Origin of the sequence: Dolichospermum flos-aquae CCAP 1403/13F, assembly GCF_012516395.1 — a bacterium.
GTDB classification, from domain to species: domain Bacteria; phylum Cyanobacteriota; class Cyanobacteriia; order Cyanobacteriales; family Nostocaceae; genus Dolichospermum; species Dolichospermum lemmermannii.
Map to the genome: position 1 here is coordinate 239,651 of NZ_CP051206.1, position 24,532 is coordinate 264,182.

The following is a 24,532-nucleotide window of genomic DNA, read 5'->3' on the forward strand; positions in this document are numbered from 1 at the left end:
TGACTCCTGACTCCTATAATTGACGTTGAATGCGATCGCTTAAAGGACTGTATTTTGAGGCTAGACGCGCCCTACCGGATGCTGCCCATTCTTGGAGTTTTTGAATCTGTTCGAGGGCAGTTCGTGCCAAGGGGATAATTTGACTAGCAGCCTCTAAAATATCATCAGTGGTGAAATCACGGTTTTGACTAAAGCCAATGTGCATGGCTTCAATTAACGTTTGTTCAATTTCTGCACCGGAAAAATCGGGGGTTTCGTAGGCTAATCTTTCGATTTCATAGCTGTTCAAATTATGGGGACGCAATCGGGATAAATGCACATTGAAAATGGCTTTTCTTTCTTCTTGGCTGGGTAAACCGACAAAGAAAATTTCATCAAATCGCCCTTTTCTTAACATTTCTGGTGGTAACGCCTGAATATCATTAGCAGTAGCCACAACAAATACAGGAGAAGTTTTTTCCGCTAACCAATTGATAAAAGTCCCAAATACCCGGCTGGTAGTTCCTGCATCACCTTTGCTACCCAAACCCGAAAAAGCTTTGTCAATTTCATCAATCCAAAGTATACAGGGAGCGAGCGCTTCTGCGACTTGAATCATTTGCCGGGTGCGGGATTCTGACTCACCCACCAAACCACCAAATAACCGCCCTACGTCTAATCGTAACAGAGGTAAATGCCAATGGTGAGCGATCGCTTTGGCCGTTAAAGATTTACCAGTTCCTTGAATTCCCACCAACATTAACCCACGGGGATAAGGTAAACCATATTGTCGGGCTTTTTCGCTAAACGAACCCCCACGCCGAATTAACCAATCTTTCAAATTATCCAAACCACCAATATCAGTAATTTCCTCAGTGGCGGGGTAAAAATCAAGAATTTGGGTTTGGCGGATAGTTTGCCGCTTTTCTGCCAAAACTAAATCTACATCTTCCGGTTCTAATTGTCCATGAGTGGCGATTCCTCGCGCCAATACCCGGCGGATTCTTTCCATAGACAACCCTTGACAAGAACGCACCAAATCATCCAAAAACTTACCAACAGGTGGATTCCCGGTGGCTTGTAACAACCGTTCCACCTCCATTTTGATTTCCGAGGCGTTAGGTAGGGGAAACTCAACCACCGTCAGCACTTCCGTCAAATCGTCAGGAATAGCGACGCGAGGGGATAATAGGACAATATTTTTCGGTTGTGATTTCAGCAGTTTGGCTAAATTACGAAGTTTACGAGCGATCGCCACATCATCCAAAAATCTATGATAATCTCGTAAAATCAACACCGCAGGTGCAGCAGCAGTCAACTTTTCCACAAACTCCAAAGCCTGTAACGGGTTACGTTTACCAAACCCCACATCATTAGGACTTCCTTGATAACCGTCCACAAAATCCCAAGTATACACCGGACGATTACCTTGATTTGTCGCCTCTTCCCGAATCGCCGCTTCTACCCGTTCCTCCTCATAAGTAGGAATATAAATCAACGGATAACGGGCGCGGAGTAACAATTTAAACTCATCACGAAAATTCATAAAAGTAATTATGCTTAAATTTTTAAATTTAGAAATTCAGGATCTTCAAAAAATCTCTAACTTATAATACATGAAGTAGGTTGACGTTGAAAATTGTCTTGATAGCCAGGCAATAGGCAAGAGGCAAGATAGGTCAGGTATTGTCAATAAGACCAATAAGAATAAAAATGATCCCAACATTCTAGGACTAACCCTTTCAAAGTGACTAACGGAAATATGCCTTTGCAGTGCTATCCTTGTGAATATTTCGCTCATATTTTGTTTTTTTGGAAGGTTGAAACAACCAATCTTCGTTACAAATTTCACCACCTTGAAAGGGCTAGTCCTAAAATATTAATTTTCAGTGAAAAGACTTGACAAAGAAGCGAAAAAAGCAACTAGATGTTGTATGGTAGTTTTTTACGTAGATTTCAATGACTAATATTTGAATTTATGCAGCAAAGGTTCTTGACTCAAGTTTTACCAAGACTAGCAGCCGTCACCGTATCTTCCCTTTTGACTTTAGGAATTTCTTTAAATGAACCAAGTTATGCCAGAGGTAACAAATTTTTCTGTACCCAAGAGGAAAATGTACCAGTTACCAAGGTTCGCGGTTCACGGGGTGCTGAGACTTTTCTGCGTTGGGTTGTCAAAGATTTTAAGAACTTCCCACCCCAGAAACGCTGTCAAATTGTTACCGCTAAATTACAACGTTATTATGATCAAGGTAAGTTGTTTTTTACTGGCAGAAAGAAGTTTAACGGCTATCCAGTTGTATGTATTGCCAATAAAGAAGGCGCACCTTGTACAGTCGATAATTTATTAGTCACCCTTAAACCGGGAACTGATTTTGAAGAAGTGCTGGTAAGAATGACCGATTTCCGTCGAGGTGCAGGTGATTCTCCAATTAATTTAAGTGGATGTAATCTGATCTCCTACAACGATGAAGGTAATATTTACATAGATGTGAAGAAATTGCTAGATAATGAAACCTGTACTGATAATTAGGTACTGACAATCATTAAATTCCTTGATATTCACGATTTATTTTCTACTTGGGAAATTGGATTAATTTCCTGTCAAAATTCAAAGTTTAGCATTTAACATTTTTGGAATTAATGTCAAACAGGAATTGGTATTGGTTTAGAAGTAAAATTATTTATACTCTAGGATTAGTGATCTGTCTTGGTGGTGTTTCCCTAGCAATATCAAGACAGCAAAGCATTTCTAGTAATTGCAATATTTCTGAATGTCCAATACCAACATCCTCTCAGTCTGAACCTACCCTAACTGTAGAGCAAATACAACAATTAGTACAAAATATAACAGTAAAAATATCAACCAAGCAATTACCCCAAACCTTACTTGGTTCAGGCACTTTACTAAAAAAAACAGACAATATTTATACAGTTATTACTAATGCTCATGTCTTAAGAGCCGCTAAACCACCCTATCAAATTCACACCGTTGATGGATCTATTTACAATGCTGCGGTCTTAACCAAGGCGAAATTTACCCAAGAGGATTTAGCTGTTTTGCAGTTTTCCAGTCATAATGTAGTTTATACAGGAGCTAAGTTAGGAAATACCTCTACGCTGCAAGTTGGGGAGCAGGTATTTGTGGGAGGATTTATATCCAGAGGAACTGCTGATGATATTCCTGAGTCAGAGGTGAAAACAGTCAAAAATAGCTGGTATAGCTTTGTGTTTACTGCTGGTGAGGTTTCCATTTTACTGACTAAGCCTTTAGTGGGAGGTTATCAGATTGGCTATACTAATGATGTTCGTAAAGGGATGAGTGGCGCACCATTGTTAAATATAAAGGGTGAAGTTATCGGTATCAATAGTTTACATAAAAACCCACTGTGGGATAGTTCGGAAGTATATCAAGATGGTTCTCAACCAGAACCACAAGTAGAAAAACTTATTATAGATTCTAGTATGGCTATACCTATTAATCAACAGGTTTTACTACGTCATTTGGAGAGTAACTGATGAGGTTTGGCCGTATCCTATCATCAGTCTTACTGACTACAACAATTGCCATCTTTCCGGTGAATGGTATAGCAGCATTATCAAGTCAAGAAGTTTATGTTATTGCCGAAAAAATAACAGTTCGTATTGATGGTACTAAGTCTGGTTCTGGTATTATCATCAAACGCAAAACTAATAGTCAAAGTTCAGCTTATACTTATACAATTTTGACTAACTGGCACGTTGTTAATTTAGAAGGTAACTATACAGTCCAAATATACAATGGTAGACAATATACCTTTAACCACCGACAAGTAAAACAATTGGGAGATGTGGATTTAGCAGAGTTTACCTTTACCAGTAATCAATATTATGAATTAGCAGAAATGGGAGATTCTGACCAAATTACTGGGGGAGAACCTATTTATGTAGGTGGATTTCCAGAACTAGCTGTTGGACTGACTGAACGTAAATTTGACTTTGACTCAGGGTTGATTACTGGACCACCACAAAAACCAAATCAAGACGGTTATACTTTGCGGTTAGGTACTAAGGTTCTCAAGGGCAAAAGTGGTGGACCAATACTTGATGAAAATGGCAAGTTAGTTGGTATTTACGGTCAGTCGTCCAAAAATATTAATAATCGTGATACTGATACTATTCCATTAGGTATTGCGTTGAAGACTTATTTACAACTTACTGGGACACGGATAAATCCCAGTCCAGCAGTTACGAAAGTTCCCAGTCGAACTACCACCAAAAATCCTCCTCAACCAGTTACTAAAATTTCCAGTCCACCAGTTACAAAAGTTCCTAGCGTTCCTTTCACCCTAGCGAAAACCCTACCTGGAGATTTTTTCTTGGTAACAGCTATTGCTTTGAGTCCCAAGGGCGAAATTCTCGCTAGTGGCAGTAAGAATGGAAGTATTGAACTATGGAATATAGCTACAGGAAGCAAAATCCGCACTCTTCAAGGACACTCCGACCGAATTGAGTCGCTTGCTTTCAGTCCAGATGGTAAAACCTTGGCTAGTGGCAGTAATGACGAGACGATTAAACTGTGGAATGTCGCTACAGGAACGGAAATTGGCAGCCTTCAAGGAAGTTTTTTCTCGGTTTATTCTGTCACTTTCAGTCCAAATGGTAAAACCTTGGCTAGTGGCAGTAGTGATGGGACTATCAAGTTGTGGGATGTGTCCACAACCAAGGAAATACTCACTCTGCCAGGGCATACTACTAAGGTTAGTGCTGTGGCCTTTAGTCCCGATGGCAAAATTTTGGCTAGTGGCAGTGATGACAGGATAATTAAACTATGGAACGTGGCAACAGGTGGAGAAATTCTGACTTTTGACGGACATTCTGATCGGGTTGGTTCTGTGGCTTTCAGTCCCGATGGGAGAATTTTAGCCAGTGGCAGTGATGACAATACAATTAAACTATGGAATGTAGCCACAGGAACGGAAATCCGCACTCTCACAGGTCACTCTAACCGAGTTGGTTCTGTGGCTTTTAGTCCCAATGGGCAAATTTTGGCTAGTGGCAGTGATGACAATACAATTAAATTGTGGAATGTGGCAACGGGAACACAAATCCACACTTTGACAGGTTATGCTGACACCGTTGATTCTGTTATTTTTAGTTCAGACGGCAAAACTCTAGCTAGTGCGAGTAGAGAAAGTAATATTAAAGTTTGGCGGGTGTCTGAGTAGAAGGGGTAGATAGTTTGATTGTTTTTTTCTGTTGTAAAAACAGCGATGAGAATAGGTCTTGATTGTTTAGACAACCCTAAACAAGACCTAGGCTACTCTGATATGGGTATGCTGCGAAATACGGCATTGTAGTATCTCTGATAGTCAACATAAGGATTAACTTTCACTTCAATTGCTGCTATCTCTTTTACTTGTGTTGGTACCTCTTTGAACGTCGCTATTGCTTTCAGAGGAATACCTTTAAGCATCCTTGTATTAGGAGATCCTTCTTCTTTACTTTTGCCTATTTGTGCCTGCTTACAAAAATACTCACTTCCATATACATCAAACATCTTGCTTTCACGGCATATAAAAGATACATCACTATCTTGTTTAGCAGTTAATAGAAAGTGACAATTCACGGTAGAAGAGGAACGTTTACAGCCTTGCAAAGTTACATTAATATGTTCAAATTCTACAGTTTGGTTTTTGGCACTGCTAGGTTTTTGAGAATTCTGCTGAAGTCTGCCGCATACAACATTGCCACTATCGGTAACAACGCACGCCCTTTGTGCTGCTACTGGAGGACTAGAAACGAGTAGACTGGTTAAAGCTACACCTGTGAGAGTGCTAACTTTGGTAAGGTGACGAATGGTACGCATAATCTAATGATGGTAAACATGGGATGATTTGTTAAGTTTATCACTTTTGATTATAGTAATGTATTTTGTTTTTCCTTGATTTTACATAGCTTATTCAATATTTAGTAATACATTAACTAAATTTATGGTTGCTTTTAAAGACCTTAAACCAAGCATTTCCGCTACTTTTTTAGATTTTTCTCAAGGCAACCTACACAGTGATTTTAACTAACTTTGATTTAAACAGGTTGTGTAAACATATTATTTAGCGTCATTTATTTTAAATAACTTAATCATTGCTTCTACCGTTCCTAAGTATTGCTCAAATTCTTTTTCTGTCGCCCTGAAGGTAAGATAGTAACCATTACCTTTTCTGACTGTGCTAATTTCTAAAACTCGAAATTTACATTCATTATCTTGAAAAAAATAAGCGAGTTTGTAGGCTGGAAATTCAGATAAAGTTGTTTCTGGTGTAGTTTCGTCTTTAAGGTTTGAATATGAATTATTAGCTTTGATTTTTGTTATAGTTTTGGCTTTAAATTCATTGAGAGAGAGAATTTTTTCGCCAAATTCCTCCCTATTAACTGTAAATACTGGAAAACAGGAATTCTCAGAATGGATATTTTCGGGTAAAAAGTTGATTAATTCACCGCCAAATTCCCCTGGTGGTTTTTGGGGAGTCCAGTTCTCAGGATATTTAGTATTGGTGTCCTGATATGGATAAGATAAAAAGTTGGGTTGAGGATGTATTATTTGAGATTTTAGCCAGAAAATCACAAGGGTAATAACCGCAACTACTCCTACTCCCGCAACTAAGAATATGTTCTGAGGAATTTTTGTGGTTAGTGGTGGTATTTTTTGCGTTGTTCCTGTAGTTGTTCCTGTAGTTGTTCCTGTAGTTGTTGCTGGTGTTACAAAGAGGAGTTCGTTAACTGCTGCTAATGCTTCTATTGCTGATGGATAACGCTCCTTGTGATTCCGGCGCACCATTTTATCAATAATCTTAGCTAATTTTGTGCTAACATGAGGAGCGTGATCTAGCCAAACAATTTCCTCTGTTTCAGGGTCAATAGGTAATGATATAACAGATGGATTTATACCTGTTAAGGCTTGGATAGCAATGACACCAACTGCATAGATATCAAAACTAAATTGTGGTGGTTTACCATCTTGTTGTTCTTTGGGTGCATAACCATGACTATATATATTAGTAACAACTCGTGGTTGTGCTGGTGGAGTAATTAATAGTGTAGGGATTTCTTTAACTGCTCCAAAGTCAATTAAAACTATTTTCCCATCAGATTCACGTCTCAGAATATTCTCAGGTTTGATATCCCTGTGAATTAAATCATTTTGGTGAACGAAGCTTAAAACTCCTAAAATATCCCGTAAAAGCTCAATTACGTCAGTTTCACTGAGTTGTTTACCGAGTGTTAACTCCTGACTGAGGGCGTGACCTTTAATGTATTCTTGTACTAAATAAAACTCTTGATTTTCCGTAAAGTAATCAAAATATGTAGGAATTTGGTCATGATCACCTAAGTGTTTCAGGTTTTCTGCTTCCCGTTCAAATAATTCTAAGCCTTTTTTCCAGTTCGTTGGATCTACAGGTTTAAACTGCTTAACAACACAAACAGGATTTCCTTGTGTTTTTGTATCCTGCGCTTTGAAGGTAACTCCAAATCCACCGCTACCGAGTTCTTCAACAATTTGGAAACGTCCACCAATAATTTGACCTACAGTAATTTCGTTTGTCATCCCAGTTACGCCCAACATCCGACAATATCTTTATACCATTTATACACCTGGTTACGACTATGGGAGGTGAGGCTTATTAAGATATAGATTTGGGAAGGGTGCATTGATAATATAAATTTTCCAAAAGCCCTAAAATATTATGAAACATTTTCAAAAGCCAATCTTCTAAATTGCCATCCAGCGCAGTAAAATTAATTTATTAATCTATGCTCCAGATCAGGAGGTAATTATCCAACGTTCCACCTCATTCTCTGGACATTCCATGACAATTCCATCATAGACAACGCAGATCAACTTTGCATTAGTCCTAGTTAACGGTTTAAACTCTGTTGATCTAAAATATAAATGATGGTATAATTTTGATAAAACGGATTTTTATTTCTCAATCACCATGAATAAAGTTACATTAGAGATTCCTGATCAATTAATGAATCAATTGCAAAATCAATCTGATTCTTTACAAAATATTTTGCTTAAAGCCTTGGAAGCATATTTAGCGGTAGAACCATCAAATTTAATCAAAACTAAAACTTGGGAACTCTGTGGAAGTTTAGAAATTCCTAATCCTGACCCTGAATTTATAATCAAAGATCAACAAGCAGAATTATCTACTAACTATGCAGAACATATTGATGATATTTTATATTAAAGTCAACTATTTTAATATAAAATCATGAATCAAGAAATAATTGTTGATACCTCAGACTTAATTGCTTTTTTCGTTAAAAGTGTACCGATATCTTATGTGATACAATAGTAAAAATTAAGTATTTTTCTCATTAGCTAATACTAATACTTCATGATATAAAGATTTATTAAGCCAAAAGCCATTAACCATTAAATCATCTAAAAGTGGTTGAACTAAGTCAATAAATCCTTTTTCTTTAGCAGCTAAAATAATACCTAAAATACCAGTTATTTTTAAACCTTGTTTTTTTGCTTCATTTCTGCCTTTTCTTTCATCAATAATTAAACGATCTGCATTGAATTCAACAGCCAGAGTAATTGCAGAAGCTTCACCAGGATCAAGAATTATTTGCAATTGTTTTAGTAAGGTTTCATTGGTGGTAGGATAAATCTTAATCCAGTCTAAATTTTGAATTGCAAGGGTCGCTGGATCAGTTTGTCCAGAAGCAATAATTTCTTGATAGACCATAATAGGTATCATAATATTGCCATAAAGTTTTTGTAATAAATTAAGCTGTCCAATAGCGGCTAAATTACTAATAGGCGAAGTATTACTAACAATAATCATAGCCAGTTATTAGCCTCTAAACTATCAATATCTTCTTTCAACTCTGCTAGATCATAGTGGGGAGAGATTTGACGACTACCTAAGATTTTTTGAAGTTGTAATTGATTCATTTTCGCAAAATTACTCGCTTGTCCAAGAGTAAATTTTTCTTGTTGAAATAACATAATTGCTATTTCCAGGAGTAATTCATCTTCAGACATGGAAATTGTTTTTAATGTGTCTTCTGTAATTACAATACTCATTTTTTCTGAATTGTTGTTAATGAATATGCTATATTTATTATACACAAAATTTTAAAAAATTGCCTGTTATGTGATATAATAACAAAAACTTAAATCAATATTGTACTATCCCAACAATAAAAAAATCTATGCTTACCCAAGATAAAAAACAAATCAACTGGAAACCTATTATCAAAAAATTTGTCGCTGTAGTTGGTGAAAAAGGTGTAGTTCAACGCAAAGAAGAACTTCTCACCTATGAATGCGACGGTTTAACCAGCTATAAACAACGTCCCCCAGTTGCAGTATTACCCAGAACCACAGAACAAGTATCAGAAATTGTCAAAATTTGCAATCAATTCTCCGTTCCATTTATTGCGAGAGGTTCAGGAACAGGTTTATCTGGTGGGGCTTTACCAACGGAAAATTCCGTTTTAATTGTCACTTCTTTAATGCGACAAATCCTCAGTATTGATTTAGAAAATCAACGGGCTGTAGTGCAACCAGGAGTAATTAATAGTTGGGTGACACAAGCCGTTAGCGGCGCTGGTTTTTATTTTGCACCTGACCCTTCTAGTCAAATTATTTGTTCCATTGGTGGCAATATTGCCGAAAATTCTGGGGGAGTCCATTGTTTAAAATATGGTGTGACAACAAATCATGTTTTAGGCTTAAAACTTGTGCTTCCTGACGGTGAAATAGTTGATGTTGGTGGACAAATTCCTGAAATGCCGGGTTATGATTTAACAGGTGTATTTGTCGGTTCAGAAGGAACATTAGGAATTGCCACAGAAATCACTTTAAAAATTCTCAAAAGTGCGGAATCTATTTGTGTATTACTAGCAGATTTTACCAGCGTAGATGCTGCGGCTGCCACTGTTTCTGATATTATCAGCGCGGGGATTATTCCCGGTGGCATGGAAATGATGGATAATATTAGTATCAATGCCGTAGAAGATGTTGTTGCTACTAATTGTTATCCTCGTGATGCGACGGCTATTTTGTTAGTAGAAATTGATGGTTTAGAAGTAGAAGTTTCTGCCAATAAACAGCGAGTTATAGAAATTTGCAAAAAGAATGGGGCGCGAAATGTTACTAGTGCTAGTGACCCAGAAACTAGATTAAAATTATGGAAAGGTAGAAAAGCAGCTTTTGCCGCAGCGGGACATATTAGCCCAGATTATTATGTGCAAGATGGGGTAATTCCTCGCACTCAATTACCTTATGTTCTCCAGGAAATTGAGAGATTAAGTTATGAATATGGTTATCCTATTGCTAATGTTTTTCATGCTGGAGATGGTAATTTACATCCATTAATTTTATTTGATAATTCTGTACATGGAGAATTGGAAAAAGTCGAAGAATTGGGAGGAGAAATTCTCAGGCTATGTGTAAGAGTAGGTGGAAGTATTTCCGGTGAACATGGTATTGGTGCTGATAAGAAATGCTATATGCCCGATATGTTTAGTGAAGCTGATTTAGAAACAATGCAATGGGTAAGACAGGTATTTAATCCCCAAGGTTTGGCAAATCCTGGCAAGATTTTTCCCACACCTCGCACTTGTGGAGAAGCAGCTAAAGCATCTATTCAACAATTCTCAGGTGTAGAAAGATTCTAAGAAAGGAGTCAGGAGTCAGGAGTCAGAATGAAGAATCAATATTTTTCTGTTCCCTGTTTCCTGTTCCCTCTTCTCTGTTCCTTGTTTTATCAAAAAATATTCATATCTTTATCTAATCCCGACAATAAAATTGGATTTTGTAGTTATATAGATATTAGCAATCTAGACTTATTTAACTAATGAATTCTGTATTACGGCGGTTTTTTGTGTATTTTTTGTGTTTGGGATTTGTCATTAGTTTAACAATATTTCCAATTTCTGCAAATCCTGATTATACTCAAAATTCAAATTCTCTACCTGTAACTACAGAAATTCGTGGTGTTTGGCTGACTAATGTTGCTAGTGGTGTATTTTATATTCCTTGGGGTATTGAAAGGGCTATAAATCAATTAGCCGCACTTAATTTTAATACCATTTATCCAGTAGTTTGGAATCGAGGTTACACCTTTTATAAAAGTCCTTTAGCAAAAAAAAATACAGGTTCAGATAGTCAACCTTTGCTGAATTTTATTCATGGTAAGAATGATTTTTTAGCCAAGTTAGTAAAATTAGCCAGAAGTAAAAATTTGACAATAATGCCTTGGTTTGAATATGGGTTAATGACTCCTCCTGATTCTGCTTTAGCTAAACTACATCCAGACTGGTTAACTATTGGACAAAAGGGTGTAGAATCTATATCTGAAAATTTAATAGAAGATATGATCAATGGAGTTTATAAGCAAGCTTGGTTAAATCCTTTACATCCAGAAGTCCAGAATTTTATCCGCGGTTTAATTTTAGAAGTTATCAAAAATTATAATGTAGATGGCATTCAAATTGATGATCATTTTGGAATGCCTGTACAGTTTGGTTATGATGCTTTTACTATACAACTTTATCAAAAAGAACATCAAGGAAAAACACCACCTATTAATCCTTTTGACCCCAAATGGATGCGTTGGAGGGCTAATAAAATTACTGCATTTATGGACAGTATTTTTAAGTCTGTAAAGGCAATTAAACCCTATGCCAAAATATCTCTTTCTCCGAATTCACAATATTTTGCTTATAAATACTATTTACAAGATTGGGAAAATTGGGTGAAAAAAGATCTGATAGATGAGTTGATTTTACAAGTATATCGCCGTGAAAAAAACTCTTTTATTCAAGAAATATCTAAACCAGCAATAAAATCAGCCATGAAAAAAATTCCCGTGGCTATTGGGATATCAACAGGAAATTTATTAAAGCCTGTAGATATTGATCAAGTTAAGGAACAGGTGAAAATAGTCCGTAATCAAAAGTTTGCTGGGTTCTCTTTCTTCTATTGGGAAAGTTTATGGGGTTACATTATTCCCGAATCACCTTATCAGCGTCGTCAGGCTTTTTTAAAGATGTTTGATACTCAAGCCCTTAGACCATTAAAATTAAAGAAATTATAATGCAATTATCACCTGTTAAACCTAAATATCGAATTCTAAATTTTACATTAAAATGGATTTTTGCTACTTCATTGGGTTTTTTATTTAGTTTATTAATGATTGAGATTAGTGAAAAACCAGATATGAGTCTCATGGAAGCTGCTATCGGGAGTTTAACAATTGCTATCCCCCAAAGTTATCTGCTCAGAAAAATAATTTCTCCTGTAAAGTGGGTATTATCTACCCTTTTTCCCTGGGTAATTATTGCCGCAATGGGGATTGGTGTTTTGGGTTGGACTGTGACTAATTCTCCGTTTCTACCCACGCGACTTTTTGCGGGAATTATTATTGGTGGTATTGGTGGTTTATTAATTGGTATATCACAATGGTGGTTAGCTATTCCTCCATCATTTTCTTCAGCATGGAAATGGATATTTGTGAATATGATGATTTGGATGATAGCTATCCCCATTGGTTCAACTGTAGGTTTATTTTTGCACAGAAGTACCAATTTATTTTTAGGGGAAGTTGCGGGATTAGCTATTACCTGGTTATTGGTGGCAATATTCACAGGAATCTCTGCTGTGAAAATAATCAAAGATTTGTAATAGAGGAGTCAGGAGTCAGGAGGGAAGAAAGAAGAAAGAAGAAAGAATGGACTTGGAAAATTACTTATTCCCTTTCCCAATATAAATTTTGTTCCTCATTCAATTGCATACGGTTATATAATTAGCTTTGGTTTGTAATTTTAAATTGTCATGACTCTACCTAATTGGATTACTTTTTCTCGACTGCTAGGAATACCTTTTTTACTTTACGGTTTATACAATCCCACAAATCAAGCAAAGTGGATATGTTTGACAATATTTTTAATTGCAGCGTTAACTGATTGGTTAGATGGATATTTAGCCAGAAAACTTAACCAAATTAGCGAGTTAGGTAAGTTTCTTGATCCTTTAGTAGATAAATTATTGGTACTTGCACCATTGTTAGTATTGGTAGAATTGGGAAAAATTCCAGCTTGGGCAGTGTTTATAATTTTAGCACGGGAATTAGCGATCGCAGGTTGGCGAGTTAATCAAACTACTATTACTGGTGCAAATATTTGGGGTAAACTGAAAACGGTTAGTCAAATCATCGCCATATCTCTACTAATTTCCCCCTTATCTCCAACTTGGCAAACTCCGGTTTTAATTGCCTTTTGGATATCTGTAATCTTAACAATTGTTTCCGGAATAATTTATCTCATTCCTCAAAAAATTAGCGAGTAAAAATAAATTTATGAAGATGAAACTCGAATTTTAAAAACCAGATTACACAAGATTTTTTAACTCAGCAATAAAAAACCCTGGCGAAACTGACCAGGGTTAATTAGGAGAAAATTTGAATGACGATTAGATACAAATACCGAAGCGGGAAATTTTAGCTAACCCCCAAGGTAATTAGAACTATAGAAGTTAAAAATAATATTGCTACTACACCTTGAAAGGCATAGGTGCTTTGTTGCGCTTTTGTAGGAAATTCTGCGTAGTAAAGTTTGGGTTCTTTGGCGTAGTTGTTAAGAATGCCTTTTTCATTAGTTGTGGTATACATAATGTTTTTTCTTGGGTTTGTTACTTTATGTAAATTAATATAACAAGATTGTTACAAAGTGTCAATAGAACTTGACAAAAAAATAATTGATGTTAAAGACAAGCCTTGCTTATCTGAAATTAGAGAAGCAGCCAGCCATGAAAAAACCCACCTGCGCGGGTTTCCAGTGGGAAGTTAGCGAAGGTGGGTTAAGATTAATCTAATTAAAAATTTAGCCAAAAAATGTTTTAGCAGTTTACAACTAGTTGTAAACTGCCATGCAAAGAGAATTTCGATTTTAAATGGGCAGTACCAGACTCGAACTGATGACATCCTGCTTGTAAGGCAGGCGCTCTACCAACTGAGCTAACCGCCCGTTTCTTTCACTCAATCAATATAGCATAGCCTTGCCAAATTTTGCAAGTCTTTTGATAAACTTTTTTTTAGAGCTGGGAAAGCTTGATTTAAACGGTATTGAGCTATACTGACTCAGGACTAAAATTTTTAATTTTTAATTTTGAACTTTTAATTTTCTAAGATGCCCTCTGGTCAAACGCATGATCGCATTACTATCTGGTCTATGCCTGTAGTGGCGAGTATAACGCTGATTTCCACTCACAGCAGTAATATGACTTTGTTAGTGGCGGGTGGGTTTATGTTTGGGGGGCTGATGTTTGGTCCCGATTTGGATATTTACTCCCGTCAATTTCAGCGTTGGGGTTTTCTGCGATGGATTTGGCTACCTTATCAAAAAAGTCTGCGACATCGCTCTTTTTTATCTCACGGTCCGATTATTGGCACAACTTTACGGGTGGTGTATCTGACGACTTTTTTAGCCTTGGTAGCCATTGTGGTGGTGATGATTTTCACCAAGTTGGGAAATGTGGCTTGGAATTGGGGAGAACGGTGGGGAACTGTGGGGAAGACCATCTATATGTATTATGGAGAATTTTTTGCCCTCTTTGTCGGCTGTGAACTCGGTGCAATGAGTCATTCTTGTAGTGATTGGACTGTTTCCGGTTATAAGCGATATCAAAAACAGGGTATTCAAGGTTTACTCCCCCGTGGCAAAATTAAGAAACGTAAAGTTAGCCCCAGTCGTCGCAGTGTCAAAAAGCGGTAAAAATATGGAAGTTAATCAGACTTTAGAGGCATTACAAGAGTTAATAAATGTGGTGGCGAAATTGCGATCGCCTCAAGGTTGTCCTTGGGATTTGGCACAAACCCCGTCAAGCCTGACTCCTTACGTGATTGAGGAGGCTTATGAGGTGGTAGATGCAATTCAAACTGGGGATAAAAAGGCTATTTCTGAAGAATTAGGTGATTTATTATTACAAGTAGTATTACAGGCGCAAATTGCCAGTGAAGCGGGTGATTTTTCTCTGCAAGAAGTAGCTGAGGGTATTGCTCAAAAGTTAATACGTCGTCATCCTCATGTATTTGCTGATGTGACTGTGGCAAATATGGAAGAGGTACACAAAAATTGGGAAACCATCAAAGCAGCGGAAAAAGGAGAAACTGTAGAAGAGCAAAAACTCAGTGATAAATTGAATCGTTATCGTCGCAGTCTTCCGCCCTTAAATGCGGCGATGAAGATATCTGAAAAAGCTGCTAAAGTTGGTTTTGAGTGGAATAATGTAGATGAAGTTTGGGGAAAATTTCACGAAGAGTTAGGGGAATTTCAACAGGCTTTAGCTGAAGAAACCAAAGAAAGACAAGAATCGGAATTAGGTGATTTACTATTTGCCATTATTCAAATTGCCAGATGGCATAAACTTGATCCTAGTGCGGGTTTACAAGGGACAAGTCAGCGATTTATTCAACGGTTACAAAAAATGGAGGTTGTAATTGAACGTCCGTTGACAGATTATAGTTTAGAAGAATTAGATGCCCTGTGGCAACAGGCTAAAGCTCAACTTGGTCATTAGACATCAGGTGAATTTAAATATTCTTTATGACTTTTCAAGAGGTCTATAGAATGGTTAAATAAAAATGGAGTTTTGAAAAAGTTTGTCTACTTAGATGAAGAAATTTTAATCGCTTTAGATGGGACAGAATATTTCTCATCTAAGAAAATTAGTTGCCCTCATTGTAATTTTCGTAATCATCGAAATGGAACTACAACTTATTTTCATGGCTGTGTCACACCCATTGTAGTTTCTCCTAATCAAAAACAAGTAATTAATTTAGAACCAGAATTTATTAAAAAACAAGATGGACATCAAAAACAAGATTGTGAAAATGCGGCTGTTAAAAGATGGTTAAATAAGAATCATCAAAATAAGTATGGTTATGCTGCAACCCTTTTAGGAGATGACTAAAATGCTAAAATAAAGCCAGATATAACAAAAGTAAAATTGTAATTTTTTATGAAAACACATTCAAATGGATAAAATTTTTATTCTTGTTGACATGAATCATCAATAGGTAAATAGGTTCGTGTGATAAAATCCAAATATATTGGGTTTTGTAAAATTGCTAAAACTCAACAACAATAACGGATTGAATCAACCTTACATACCGTTACATGATTTGAATTTTTCCAGCTAACCTACTGCTAACCAAAGTTGACGAGAATTGAGAATAAATCCATTATCTATGATTTTTGAAAAAGCCCAGTCATCAAGCATTCTTTATGAGCAACACAGAAGTAGTCGTAATTGGTAGCGGTATTGGCGGATTGAGTTGCGCTGCACTCTTGGCACGCTATGGAATTGATGTCACAGTAGTAGAAAGCCACTCCATTGCCGGTGGTGCGGCTCATGCTTTTGAACGCAATGGCTACAAGTTTGAGTCTGGACCTTCTTTATATTCTGGTTTATCTTATACCCCTTCACCTAATCCCTTACGTCAAGTTTTAGATGCTATTGGCGAAGATTTACCCTGCGTCAATTACAATACCTGGGGTTGTTATTTACCAGAAGGCTACTTTGATGCTCAAGTTGGTGCTGACCAATTCTGTGAAATATTGCAACAACTGCGGGGAGATAAAGCTGTAGCACAATGGCGCAAACTCCAGGAAATTATGACACCTTTGGGTAAGAGTGCCACTGCTCTCCCACCCTCTGCCTTACGCTACGATTTAGGTGCGGTGTTAACTATGGGTAAATTTGCCCCAGCTTTACTGCAACAGGCCGCTAACGTCATCAAATTAACAGGGTCTTTTTCTAACATTATTGATGGTGTAATCATAGATCCATTTATTCGTAACTGGTTAGATTTGCTTTGCTTCCTGTTATCTGGATTACCCGCAGATGGGACAATTGCCGCAGAAGTGGCTTTCATGTTTGCAGATTGGTATCGTCCTCATGTGCAGTTAGATTATCCGATTGGGGGAAGTGGTGCATTAGTTGATGCACTGGTACGGGGGTTGACTAAACATGGTGGTAAGTTAGTTTTGAATGCTCATGTGGAGCAAGTTTTAGTAGAAAATAACCGTGCTGTCGGGGTACGTCTGCGGAGTGGTCAAGAAATCCGAGCCAGTAAAGCTGTTGTTTCTAATGCTTCTGTTTGGGATACCCTCAAACTCATTCCTGAAGGTGCTTTACCTAAACGGTATGCAGAAAAGCAACAAGCAATACCTGAGTGTGATAGTTTTATGCACCTGCATTTAGGTATTGATGCAGCAGGATTGCCTGAAAATCTGGGTATTCACTACATTGTAGTTAACGATTGGGACAAAGGGGTAACTGCACCGCAAAATGTGGTAGTTGTATCTATTCCTTCAGTTCTTGATTCGTCTTTAGCACCAGTGGGTAAGCACGTAATTCACGTTTATACTCCTGGTAATGAACCTTATGCTATTTGGCAAGGGAAAGAACGCAATAGCGAAGAATATGCGTTGTTAAAACAAGAACGTGCAAAGGTGATGTGGCAAGCTTTAGAAAGAATTATTCCTGATATTCGTTCCCGTTGCGAAGTTAGTTTGGTAGGTACTCCCCTCACTCATGGGCGATTTTTGCGTCGTCATCATGGTAGTTATGGACCAGCTATAGCGGCAGGGAAGGGTTTATTTCCTGGTGGGAATACTCCTTTATCGGGGTTGTTGTGTTGTGGAGATTCGACTTTTCCGGGGATTGGGTTGCCGGCTGTGGCTGCTAGTGGGATGATTGTTGCTAATACTATTGCGCCTGTGCAGCAACATTTACAATTACTCAGTGATATTTTTTAGTAGCGATCGCTTATTGAGAGAGAAGGGAAAGGATAAGCGATAGCGAAGTGCCGCTGCAAGCAAATCGCATAATACTAATCTGTTGTATATTAGAATATCAATCATCACTGAAATATAAAGAGGTTAGACTGTGCCTAAAAATAGTAGATCACCAAAACAACACCTGAACCCATTAGAAAAATGGCTGGCTTTAGAGTGGAATAGGCCGGAAAGATCCTACAATCCAGATGTCAGAGATTTTTTGGCAGGATTGCTTGATTATCCTAAAGATCATGTTGTCACAGAGGATGCAGCTGGAGGAGGGTATGCAGATATTAAGCTTTTAACCCATGAAAAAATTGCTTGGGTTGTGGGTGATTTAAAAAAAGATGATAAAGAACTGACTACAGAAACCGGACGACAAAAGCTATGGAATCAAAAGCGCAAATATGTTGAAGGTTTAACTCGCTATGTTGTATTTCTGACGGCTCACTATCTTTGGATTGTTATGCCAACAGGTGACGCTGTTCAAGAATTAGAAAATCCAATTTATTTATCTAATATTACTTTTGAAGAATTAAGAGAAACACTCAAATTTATTTCTTATTCACAAGCATCTCACAATAATCAATGGCAAACTTTTATTGAGGGAAACCTACCTTATATTTATTTAAAACTTGATGCAAATGATACTTTAAATCAATTGCGGCGAGATTTACAAATTAGTTTTACAGAATTAAACGCTGCCGCAGAAGGTGTTATTGCAGACTTAAGTAGAAATTATGAATATTTTAAGCAGCAAGAAAAAGAAGCTGAGGGCAATTTAGCATCTGCGACGACAGATAGTAGAGATCGAGCAATGATGCGCCTCAAGCGTAAATTTAATTTTGAAAGGCATTTATGTGAGGATATTTTACCCCAGTTTGAAGCTCAATATGGGCGAGAAATCAATGCAAAAGATAAACAAACGCAAGAAAGAATTAAGGAGGCATTTGCAGCTGATTCTGTAGCTGTATTGATTGCACGAGTTTTATTTCTACGATTGGTAGAAGATTTGGGATTAACCAATAGACGACGACTTTCTAATGGTGGTCCACAAGATTGGTCAGCGTTTGTTGATCACCTAATTGGAGATGCAAAGGCATTAGTAAAACTGGTTGCTGAGGATTTGGGGCGGCTGTATCATGAGCCATTTGAACAAAATGTGTTTGATTGGATTTATGAAACCAATGGAGCATTAAATGAAGCCTTACAACGTCTGATTCTCCGATTTAATGCTTATGATTTTTCGGGTTTATCTGAAGAAATTTTAGGAGACATTTATCAAGCATTTTTACCTGCTGCTAAACGGAAACGCTTAGGAGAATTTTATACACCTCCGACCATTGTTGATTGGTTATTAGAACAAACAGTTTTCAGGCACGAAGAAGGAAAATTACTAGATCCATCTTGTGGCAGTGGTTCATTTCTCGTACGCTATGTTCATCGCTGTTTAGAAGATGCAAAAGCAAGAGGTTTAGATGTAGATTTTGTATTGCAAGAACTACAAAAAAATGTTTGGGGGTTTGATCTGAATCCATTTGCTGCTTTTATCAGCCACTTTCAATTAATGTGGGCAATGATAAGATTTAAACCTTCTAGAAATCAAACAGATATTCCCAATATTTATGTTTATAACTTAAACAGTTTGCTTCGGGATGATGATTTGGTTTCGATTTTAGGAGAAGATTTCTTATCTCCTGGATCATTGGAACGCGATCGCAGTCAGTGGAAATACATTCTCGGAAATCCGCCTTATATTCGTGCAGAACGGGTAAAATATGGCGAGGAAATGAAAGGACTATGGCAACAAGTCTGGGGACAAAATGCCGACACAGGTTTAGTTTTTCTCTATCGTTCTTTGACAAAATGGCTAGAACCGGGTGGTTTTTTAGGCATGGTGGTAAGTGGTGGCTATGCTAATTCAGAAGCAGCCGCAAAGGTTTGGAAACTTCTTTATCCCAGACAAAATGCAGCATTAAGAAAAATAGTTTGGCTAGAATTTGCTGGAAAACAGTGGGATGCAAATGTAATTCCGATGTTGTTAGTAATTGAAAAAACATCAGCCCAAGAAGATGATGAAATTGAAGTTTATGTTCCTTCTAATTGGGGTAAAAATGAGCAAGTATTGATTTTTACTTTTTTTGTGTTAATACAGGGTGGTTTACACCAACTAGCATCATTACTACTACAACAGGACTTACCTGTAAAAGTGCGATATGCAGATTTCTTTGATGCTAAAATTAGTCCAAGAATTACTGCTATTGATCCAAGTAATCCCACAGAAGGTTTGTGGGGAGATTATTTGTTGCCATTGCTGCATCCTCATGATGTTCCAATATTAAAAAAACTTTATCCAAACGGTAATGGTGGAAAGGTTGTTGAGTTAAAAGAAGCCGTTGCAAAACAAACAAGTGGAAATAACCGCCCATTTTGGTTCACTTACGGAATTCAGGTAGGTAAAAATGCACAAGTTACTGAAAGCTCTACAGGCAATCGTTCAATCCAAATACTTAAAGGTAGAAACTTGTCAATTGGTTGGTATGGAGAACCTGAAGGATGGATAAATCTTGAAGATGTTCAAAAACCTAGTATTTGGAGAGATAGGATACATTCAACATTTATAGCTGTTCCAACTCTTACAAAAGCATTATTTTCATCAGTTGTGTATACACAAGATATTGCCGCTCACAACACAGTAATTCTTGCGCTTCCTAAAATAGATGGACCTGCTGCCGAATCTATAGCTGCTTTTATTAATAGTAAGTTAGTACGTTTCTATTCTTTAATAAAAATGCGTACAGCAGTTCTAGAAGGTTCGTCACGGACTACTATATATCCTCGAACTCTTGAAGCTTTACCCTGGGTGAGAAATTTACCCTCTGATATAGAACAGCAATTAGTAGATGGGTATAATAATCTAGCTCGTTTAGCTAGTATTGCCAGAAACAATCCCAATGAGTGGCTATTATCAGAAGTAGAAAAGCAAATTGTCACAAGTCGCTACAGGTTGAGCGATCGCCGTTTGGGTTTAAACTTTTCTAGCTGGAGTACAGAAGACGTATTAGCAGAAGAATTAACCTTGGATGGTAACTGTATTCGCGCAGATTTGTTTTCACTAGAACTGGTTGATGCTGATTTAGCAGAATTAGTTTATTTACTCTTAACTAATAGCACTGATGAAACTATTTCTAAGGCAACCATTCAAAAATTGAATGTGCCTCAAGATTATACCACTTTGATGCAAAACTATCGCCAGCGATTTGCTGATTTTCAAGAAGTTGAATCCGATTTTTTCAATGCTCTTAACCAAATTGATGAAACTGTTTACACCATGTTCAACATCACTGACAGAGAAAAAGATCATATTGAAAATCGTCTTGGTAGTTTCCCGTTAAACAAGTTACAACCTCGATATCCCTGGCAAACAGTTAGACCCCGATCCATAAAGGCATATACTGAAGATAGATTTGCATAAACGTATTGACTTGAGTGCATCCATATAAATTATCCTAAATTGTAGGGGCATGGTAAATCTGCCCTTGCAACTGATTACACCCAATCAAAAGTTTTAGTAACCGCCTTCTTCCAAAGCCGATAACAACCTTCCCTCTCCACAGCATCCATCTTCGCTTCCCAAGTCTGATCCAAAAGCCAATTATCAGCTAACTCCTCCAGACTACTCCAGAAACCAGTCGCCAACCCAGCAGCATAAGCTGCCCCTAAAGCAGTAGTTTCTGATACCTGGGGACGAATCACTTGCACACCTAACACATCGCTTTGAAATTGCATTAGCAGGTTGTTATAAACCATCCCTCCATCTACCTTCAAAGCAGTTAAATTTACCTGCGCGTCTTCTCTCATCGCATCCAAAACTTCACGAGTCTGCCATGCTGTAGCTTCCAACACCGCACGGGCAATATGACCTTTATTTGTGTAGCTAGTCATACCCACAATTACACCCCTAGCATCATTGCGCCAATAGGGAGCAAATAACCCAGAAAAAGCAGGGACAAAATAAACACCACCGTTATCTGTAACCGACATTCCGCACCCCCCAGTGTCACAATCGGTAATTTCGGATTTTTGAATACCTTTGATGATAATTTTGATACAAAATTGTTGGAATCTTAGGTGGCGATAGCGAAGCGCTGCTGCAAGCAGTTCGCCAATCTCAAATCCCCAAACGACCATTTTTCGTTGTGTGACAGTTTAGGGTGCGGAAGGTGGGTTGGTAACATCAGTGATATGCAAACCGCCTTCTGTACCACCTGTTAAATGCCAAATCAAAAAGGTGTCAATTGTGCTAAAAAGAGCATTACCATTCTCGGCTGCGGCTTTTAATCCTGTGGACGCAAATATTCCCGCTCTCGCTTTGACGCTACTTTTACAGGGGGATGAGGGTGAGAAATCATCTTTGCCGAAAAGGGAAGTTGGGGTGGTTGGGTAAGAATGGCTGAAAGCCTTATGATCTGTTTCTCTCTTCATTATACATTGCCTAAATTGACTCAAACTAAGCAATGTTTGAAAGGCATAAATACATGAATACTTTACAAAACTTTACGTCGTGCTAAATTTTGCGCGTATCTTGTCTTTACCCCATAATATCGGAAACTGCTGTAAAGCGATCGCTAAATCAACTCATAACAAATCAACTCATAACAATTCTATCCAGTTGTAGCGAGGCTAAAAACAATTACCAGTAGTATGGTCATTGCACTTACTTTTCTATGTTTTGTGACCCCCGGACAAATTCCTTGCAGCCGGGGGTAACAGTGAGAATCTAACTAAGCATGACGTTGACTGACTAAAACCTGATGAGAATATTCAAAATCATTATTAGTAATTCTGATATCAGCAGGATCTGTCTGTCCTTGCCCTCGGAAACGGCGAATAGCTTCCACAGCAGCTTGATTGCACAGCAATACTAAATCAGCGCCATTCCAGCCTTCTGTGACTTCAGACCAATATGTTAAATTCACGTCTAATAATGGTCGTCCCTGAGTATAGACCTGCAAAATATCTAAACGACTGGCCAAATCAGGTAAATCTACTTTAAGTTGTAAATCTAACCTGCCCGCCCGTAATAACGCTGGGTCAAGAGCATCAGGACGGTTTGTCGCCCCAATGACCAGAATACTTGCACCGACTTCTACACCATCTAACTCAGTTAATAATTGCCCTACTACCCGGTTACTCACGCCAGAATCACCACTGTAAGTTCCTCGTGCTGGGGCTAAGGTATCAATTTCATCAATAAATATCACACAGGGTTCTGCTTGTCGCGCCTTGGCAAATAATTCCCGCACTGCTTGTTCACTAGCGCCCACCCAACGAGTCAGTAACTCTGGTCCGTTGACACCAATAAAATTAGCCCTGGCCTGGGAAGCCACAGCCTTGGCTAATAAAGTTTTGCCAGTTCCCGGAGGACCCCATAGCAAAATCCCCTTGGGAGCTATAGCCTTAGTTTGTAGATAAAGTTCTGGATAAAGTAGCGCCCCTTCTACAGATTCTCGCAGGGTTTGCTTAATATTCTCTAAACCACCAATATCATCCCAAGCAACTTGGGGAACTTCAACTTCCACACTGCGAAGTACAGCTGGTTTGATTTCCTTTAGTCCCTGCAAAAAATCAGTTTGAATAACCGTCATGTTTTCTGGCGCTTGCACCTCTATAGAAGGAACTTGACGACGCAAAGCTGTGTAAGCCGCCTTTTGACAAACGGCCTTCAAATCAGCCCCCACAAATCCCACCGCCCGCTCGGCGATAAAATCGAGGTCAACCGTGTTATCCAAGGGCATGGAACGGGTGAGAATTTGCAGGATTTCTTTGCGGCCGTTGATATCAGGAATGCGAAACTGCACTTCTCGGTCAAATCTTCCCGGTCGTCGCAGGGCTGGGTCAAGGTGGTCAGGGCGGTTGGTAGCCGCGAGAACAATCACCCCTGGGCTATGGGAAAAACCATCCATCAAGCCTAATAATTGGGCAACCAGACGCTTTTCAACTTCCCCTTCTACGGCACTGCGGTCTGGGGCGAGGCTATCAATTTCATCAATAAAAATAATACAGGGAGCATTTTTGGCGGCTTTTTCAAAGATACCGCGCAGTCTTTGTTCCGCTTCACCGTAATATTTACTGATGACTTCTGGACCGACAATGGCAATGTAGTTAACGCCCAGTTCTTCAGCTAAAGCCCGGGCGGTGAGAGTTTTACCGGTGCCTGGAGGACCAACCAACAGTACGCCATGGGTGGGTTCTAGTCCCAATTTGGCGAGGAGGTCAGGGCGTTTTAAAGGAATAGCAATCAGTTCCTTGAGTTCTTTAAGAATTTCGCTCAGTCCACCGATATCTTTAAGAGCAATACCTGAAGTAGGATCGGGAGGAACAACTGGATCTGAGGGACCTGCACCAGAAGCTGGGGGGGATTGAGTGTTCATCCGACTTGTACCCACATCATTACCCATACTGCCCATATTACCCCCCATATTACTGGTACGAGGGATATTTCCTGTTCTGGGAATACTGCTTAGGGGTCGGGAGTTAAACTGGACATTGGTCTTGATTTCTCCGTTTTCTGCTTTTTCTTCTAGAGCTTTTACCAGTTCCACTAACTGCTCAAATCCCTTGAATAAATCACTCATCAGATTCCTCCAAAAATTGACTCTAAAAAAACCATTGTTTCTGGCAATACCTTGTCCATTTTTTGTAGGTC

21 protein-coding genes, 1 tRNA gene and 1 pseudogene are annotated in these 24,532 nt (G+C 38.3%); 13 read left to right on the forward strand and 10 right to left on the reverse strand.

Annotated elements, in window-relative coordinates; genetic code table 11:
• Nucleotides 1–13 precede the first annotated feature (13 nt).
• Nucleotides 14–1,525: a Ycf46 family AAA ATPase gene (locus tag HGD76_RS01260; protein WP_168632200.1), complete on the reverse strand. Its 1,512-nt coding sequence runs from the start codon at nt 1,523–1,525 to the stop codon at nt 14–16.
• A gap of 432 nt (nt 1,526–1,957) precedes the next feature.
• Here HGD76_RS01260 and HGD76_RS01265 point away from each other — a divergent pair, with 432 nt between their 5' ends.
• From HGD76_RS01265 to HGD76_RS01275, 3 genes are all read left to right on the forward strand, one after another.
• Nucleotides 1,958–2,512 carry a COP23 domain-containing protein gene (locus HGD76_RS01265; protein WP_168632201.1) on the forward strand — a complete coding sequence of 185 codons (555 nt, stop codon included), beginning with the start codon at nt 1,958–1,960 and terminating at the stop codon, nt 2,510–2,512.
• 110 nt (nt 2,513–2,622) lie between these two features.
• On the forward strand, nt 2,623–3,498 hold the full coding sequence (locus tag HGD76_RS01270) for a S1 family peptidase (protein WP_168694735.1): 876 nt from the start codon (nt 2,623–2,625) through the stop codon (nt 3,496–3,498).
• Nucleotides 3,498–5,186 (forward strand): WD40 domain-containing protein, encoded by a 1,689-nt coding sequence (locus tag HGD76_RS01275; protein WP_168694736.1) that lies wholly within the window; start codon nt 3,498–3,500, stop codon nt 5,184–5,186. Before HGD76_RS01270 ends, HGD76_RS01275 begins: the two co-directional genes overlap by 1 nt.
• Nucleotides 5,187–5,278: 92 nt before the next feature.
• On the opposite strand, the gene HGD76_RS01280 is transcribed toward HGD76_RS01275, so the two are convergent.
• Together HGD76_RS01280 and HGD76_RS01285 are read right to left on the reverse strand one after the other, a co-directional pair.
• Nucleotides 5,279–5,827, reverse strand: a complete 549-nt coding sequence (locus HGD76_RS01280) for a hypothetical protein (protein WP_168632204.1) — start codon at nt 5,825–5,827, stop codon at nt 5,279–5,281.
• A gap of 240 nt (nt 5,828–6,067) precedes the next feature.
• Nucleotides 6,068–7,564 carry a serine/threonine-protein kinase gene (locus HGD76_RS01285; RefSeq protein WP_168632205.1) on the reverse strand — a complete coding sequence of 499 codons (1,497 nt, stop codon included), beginning with the start codon at nt 7,562–7,564 and terminating at the stop codon, nt 6,068–6,070.
• A gap of 391 nt (nt 7,565–7,955) precedes the next feature.
• On the opposite strand from HGD76_RS01285, the gene HGD76_RS01290 reads away from it, so the two are divergent.
• Nucleotides 7,956–8,213, forward strand: coding sequence for a hypothetical protein (locus tag HGD76_RS01290; protein ID WP_168632206.1), 258 nt, complete (start codon nt 7,956–7,958; stop codon nt 8,211–8,213).
• 114 nt (nt 8,214–8,327) lie between these two features.
• Here the strand turns inward: HGD76_RS01290 and HGD76_RS01295 are convergent, their stop codons facing one another.
• Complete coding sequence (locus tag HGD76_RS01295; RefSeq protein WP_168632207.1) at nt 8,328–8,819, reverse strand: PIN domain-containing protein; 492 nt, start codon at nt 8,817–8,819, stop codon at nt 8,328–8,330.
• Nucleotides 8,816–9,061: a UPF0175 family protein gene (locus tag HGD76_RS01300; protein WP_168632208.1), complete on the reverse strand. Its 246-nt coding sequence runs from the start codon at nt 9,059–9,061 to the stop codon at nt 8,816–8,818. The genes HGD76_RS01295 and HGD76_RS01300 overlap by 4 nt, the downstream gene beginning before the upstream one ends.
• Before the next feature lie 128 nt (nt 9,062–9,189).
• On the opposite strand from HGD76_RS01300, the gene glcD reads away from it, so the two are divergent.
• The 4 genes from glcD (at nt 9,190) to pgsA (ending at nt 13,330) form a co-directional block, all read left to right on the forward strand.
• Nucleotides 9,190–10,659: a glycolate oxidase subunit GlcD gene (gene glcD, locus HGD76_RS01305; protein WP_168694737.1), complete on the forward strand. Its 1,470-nt coding sequence runs from the start codon at nt 9,190–9,192 to the stop codon at nt 10,657–10,659.
• Nucleotides 10,660–10,838: 179 nt separating this feature from the next.
• On the forward strand, nt 10,839–12,080 hold the full coding sequence (locus HGD76_RS01310; protein WP_168694738.1) for a glycoside hydrolase family 10-like protein: 1,242 nt from the start codon (nt 10,839–10,841) through the stop codon (nt 12,078–12,080).
• Nucleotides 12,080–12,667, forward strand: a complete 588-nt coding sequence (locus tag HGD76_RS01315; protein ID WP_168694739.1) for a hypothetical protein — start codon at nt 12,080–12,082, stop codon at nt 12,665–12,667. Before HGD76_RS01310 ends, HGD76_RS01315 begins: the two co-directional genes overlap by 1 nt.
• A 150-nt stretch (nt 12,668–12,817) precedes the next feature.
• On the forward strand, nt 12,818–13,330 hold the full coding sequence (gene pgsA, locus HGD76_RS01320; protein WP_168694740.1) for a CDP-diacylglycerol--glycerol-3-phosphate 3-phosphatidyltransferase: 513 nt from the start codon (nt 12,818–12,820) through the stop codon (nt 13,328–13,330).
• Between the two features lie 151 nt (nt 13,331–13,481).
• On the opposite strand, the gene psb34 is transcribed toward pgsA, so the two are convergent.
• Both psb34 and HGD76_RS01330 read right to left on the reverse strand, forming a co-directional pair.
• On the reverse strand, nt 13,482–13,652 hold the full coding sequence (gene psb34 / locus HGD76_RS01325; RefSeq protein ID WP_168632213.1) for a photosystem II assembly protein Psb34: 171 nt from the start codon (nt 13,650–13,652) through the stop codon (nt 13,482–13,484).
• A 282-nt stretch (nt 13,653–13,934) separates the two neighbouring features.
• Nucleotides 13,935–14,007: transfer RNA gene (locus HGD76_RS01330), tRNA-Val, on the reverse strand.
• Between the two features lie 162 nt (nt 14,008–14,169).
• Here HGD76_RS01330 and HGD76_RS01335 point away from each other — a divergent pair.
• From HGD76_RS01335 to HGD76_RS01355, 5 genes and pseudogenes are all read left to right on the forward strand, one after another.
• On the forward strand, nt 14,170–14,754 hold the full coding sequence (locus HGD76_RS01335) for a metal-binding protein (protein WP_168694741.1): 585 nt from the start codon (nt 14,170–14,172) through the stop codon (nt 14,752–14,754).
• A gap of 4 nt (nt 14,755–14,758) precedes the next feature.
• On the forward strand, nt 14,759–15,559 hold the full coding sequence (gene mazG / locus HGD76_RS01340) for a nucleoside triphosphate pyrophosphohydrolase (protein WP_168694742.1): 801 nt from the start codon (nt 14,759–14,761) through the stop codon (nt 15,557–15,559).
• 33 nt (nt 15,560–15,592) lie between these two features.
• Nucleotides 15,593–15,949, forward strand: a pseudogene (locus HGD76_RS01345) (ISNCY family transposase); the annotation flags it as partial.
• Nucleotides 15,950–16,266: 317 nt separating this feature from the next.
• On the forward strand, nt 16,267–17,802 hold the full coding sequence (locus tag HGD76_RS01350) for a phytoene desaturase family protein (RefSeq protein ID WP_168694743.1): 1,536 nt from the start codon (nt 16,267–16,269) through the stop codon (nt 17,800–17,802).
• Nucleotides 17,803–17,932: 130 nt separating this feature from the next.
• Nucleotides 17,933–21,298 (forward strand): N-6 DNA methylase, encoded by a 3,366-nt coding sequence (locus HGD76_RS01355; protein ID WP_168694744.1) that lies wholly within the window; start codon nt 17,933–17,935, stop codon nt 21,296–21,298.
• Nucleotides 21,299–21,372: 74 nt separating this feature from the next.
• Here HGD76_RS01355 and HGD76_RS01360 read toward each other — a convergent pair whose 3' ends face one another.
• The 3 genes from HGD76_RS01360 to HGD76_RS01370 all read right to left on the reverse strand — a co-directional run bounded on the left by HGD76_RS01360 (nt 21,373) and on the right by HGD76_RS01370 (nt 24,461).
• A complete protein-coding gene (locus HGD76_RS01360) occupies nt 21,373–22,014 on the reverse strand; it encodes an FGGY-family carbohydrate kinase (protein WP_168694745.1) in 642 nt (213 codons plus the stop codon).
• An 18-nt stretch (nt 22,015–22,032) separates the two neighbouring features.
• On the reverse strand, nt 22,033–22,308 hold the full coding sequence (locus tag HGD76_RS24765; RefSeq protein WP_210422376.1) for a hypothetical protein: 276 nt from the start codon (nt 22,306–22,308) through the stop codon (nt 22,033–22,035).
• A 299-nt stretch (nt 22,309–22,607) separates the two neighbouring features.
• A complete protein-coding gene (locus HGD76_RS01370) occupies nt 22,608–24,461 on the reverse strand; it encodes an AAA family ATPase (RefSeq protein ID WP_168694746.1) in 1,854 nt (617 codons plus the stop codon).
• Nucleotides 24,462–24,532: the final 71 nt, after the last annotated feature.

Coding starts and splice junctions, on each gene's coding strand:
- HGD76_RS01260 (WP_168632200.1), bottom strand. CDS start 1,525: ATGAATTTTCGTGATGAGTTTAAATTGTTACTCCGCGCCCGTTATCCG.
- HGD76_RS01265 (WP_168632201.1), top strand. CDS start 1,958: ATGCAGCAAAGGTTCTTGACTCAAGTTTTACCAAGACTAGCAGCCGTC.
- HGD76_RS01270 (WP_168694735.1), top strand. CDS start 2,623: ATGTCAAACAGGAATTGGTATTGGTTTAGAAGTAAAATTATTTATACT.
- HGD76_RS01275 (WP_168694736.1), top strand. CDS start 3,498: ATGAGGTTTGGCCGTATCCTATCATCAGTCTTACTGACTACAACAATT.
- HGD76_RS01280 (WP_168632204.1), bottom strand. CDS start 5,827: ATGCGTACCATTCGTCACCTTACCAAAGTTAGCACTCTCACAGGTGTA.
- HGD76_RS01285 (WP_168632205.1), bottom strand. CDS start 7,564: ATGACAAACGAAATTACTGTAGGTCAAATTATTGGTGGACGTTTCCAA.
- HGD76_RS01290 (WP_168632206.1), top strand. CDS start 7,956: ATGAATAAAGTTACATTAGAGATTCCTGATCAATTAATGAATCAATTG.
- HGD76_RS01295 (WP_168632207.1), bottom strand. CDS start 8,819: ATGATTATTGTTAGTAATACTTCGCCTATTAGTAATTTAGCCGCTATT.
- HGD76_RS01300 (WP_168632208.1), bottom strand. CDS start 9,061: ATGAGTATTGTAATTACAGAAGACACATTAAAAACAATTTCCATGTCT.
- glcD (WP_168694737.1), top strand. CDS start 9,190: ATGCTTACCCAAGATAAAAAACAAATCAACTGGAAACCTATTATCAAA.
- HGD76_RS01310 (WP_168694738.1), top strand. CDS start 10,839: ATGAATTCTGTATTACGGCGGTTTTTTGTGTATTTTTTGTGTTTGGGA.
- HGD76_RS01315 (WP_168694739.1), top strand. CDS start 12,080: ATGCAATTATCACCTGTTAAACCTAAATATCGAATTCTAAATTTTACA.
- pgsA (WP_168694740.1), top strand. CDS start 12,818: ATGACTCTACCTAATTGGATTACTTTTTCTCGACTGCTAGGAATACCT.
- psb34 (WP_168632213.1), bottom strand. CDS start 13,652: ATGTATACCACAACTAATGAAAAAGGCATTCTTAACAACTACGCCAAA.
- HGD76_RS01335 (WP_168694741.1), top strand. CDS start 14,170: ATGCCCTCTGGTCAAACGCATGATCGCATTACTATCTGGTCTATGCCT.
- mazG (WP_168694742.1), top strand. CDS start 14,759: ATGGAAGTTAATCAGACTTTAGAGGCATTACAAGAGTTAATAAATGTG.
- HGD76_RS01350 (WP_168694743.1), top strand. CDS start 16,267: ATGAGCAACACAGAAGTAGTCGTAATTGGTAGCGGTATTGGCGGATTG.
- HGD76_RS01360 (WP_168694745.1), bottom strand. CDS start 22,014: ATGGTCGTTTGGGGATTTGAGATTGGCGAACTGCTTGCAGCAGCGCTT.
- HGD76_RS24765 (WP_210422376.1), bottom strand. CDS start 22,308: ATGAAGAGAGAAACAGATCATAAGGCTTTCAGCCATTCTTACCCAACC.
- HGD76_RS01370 (WP_168694746.1), bottom strand. CDS start 24,461: ATGAGTGATTTATTCAAGGGATTTGAGCAGTTAGTGGAACTGGTAAAA.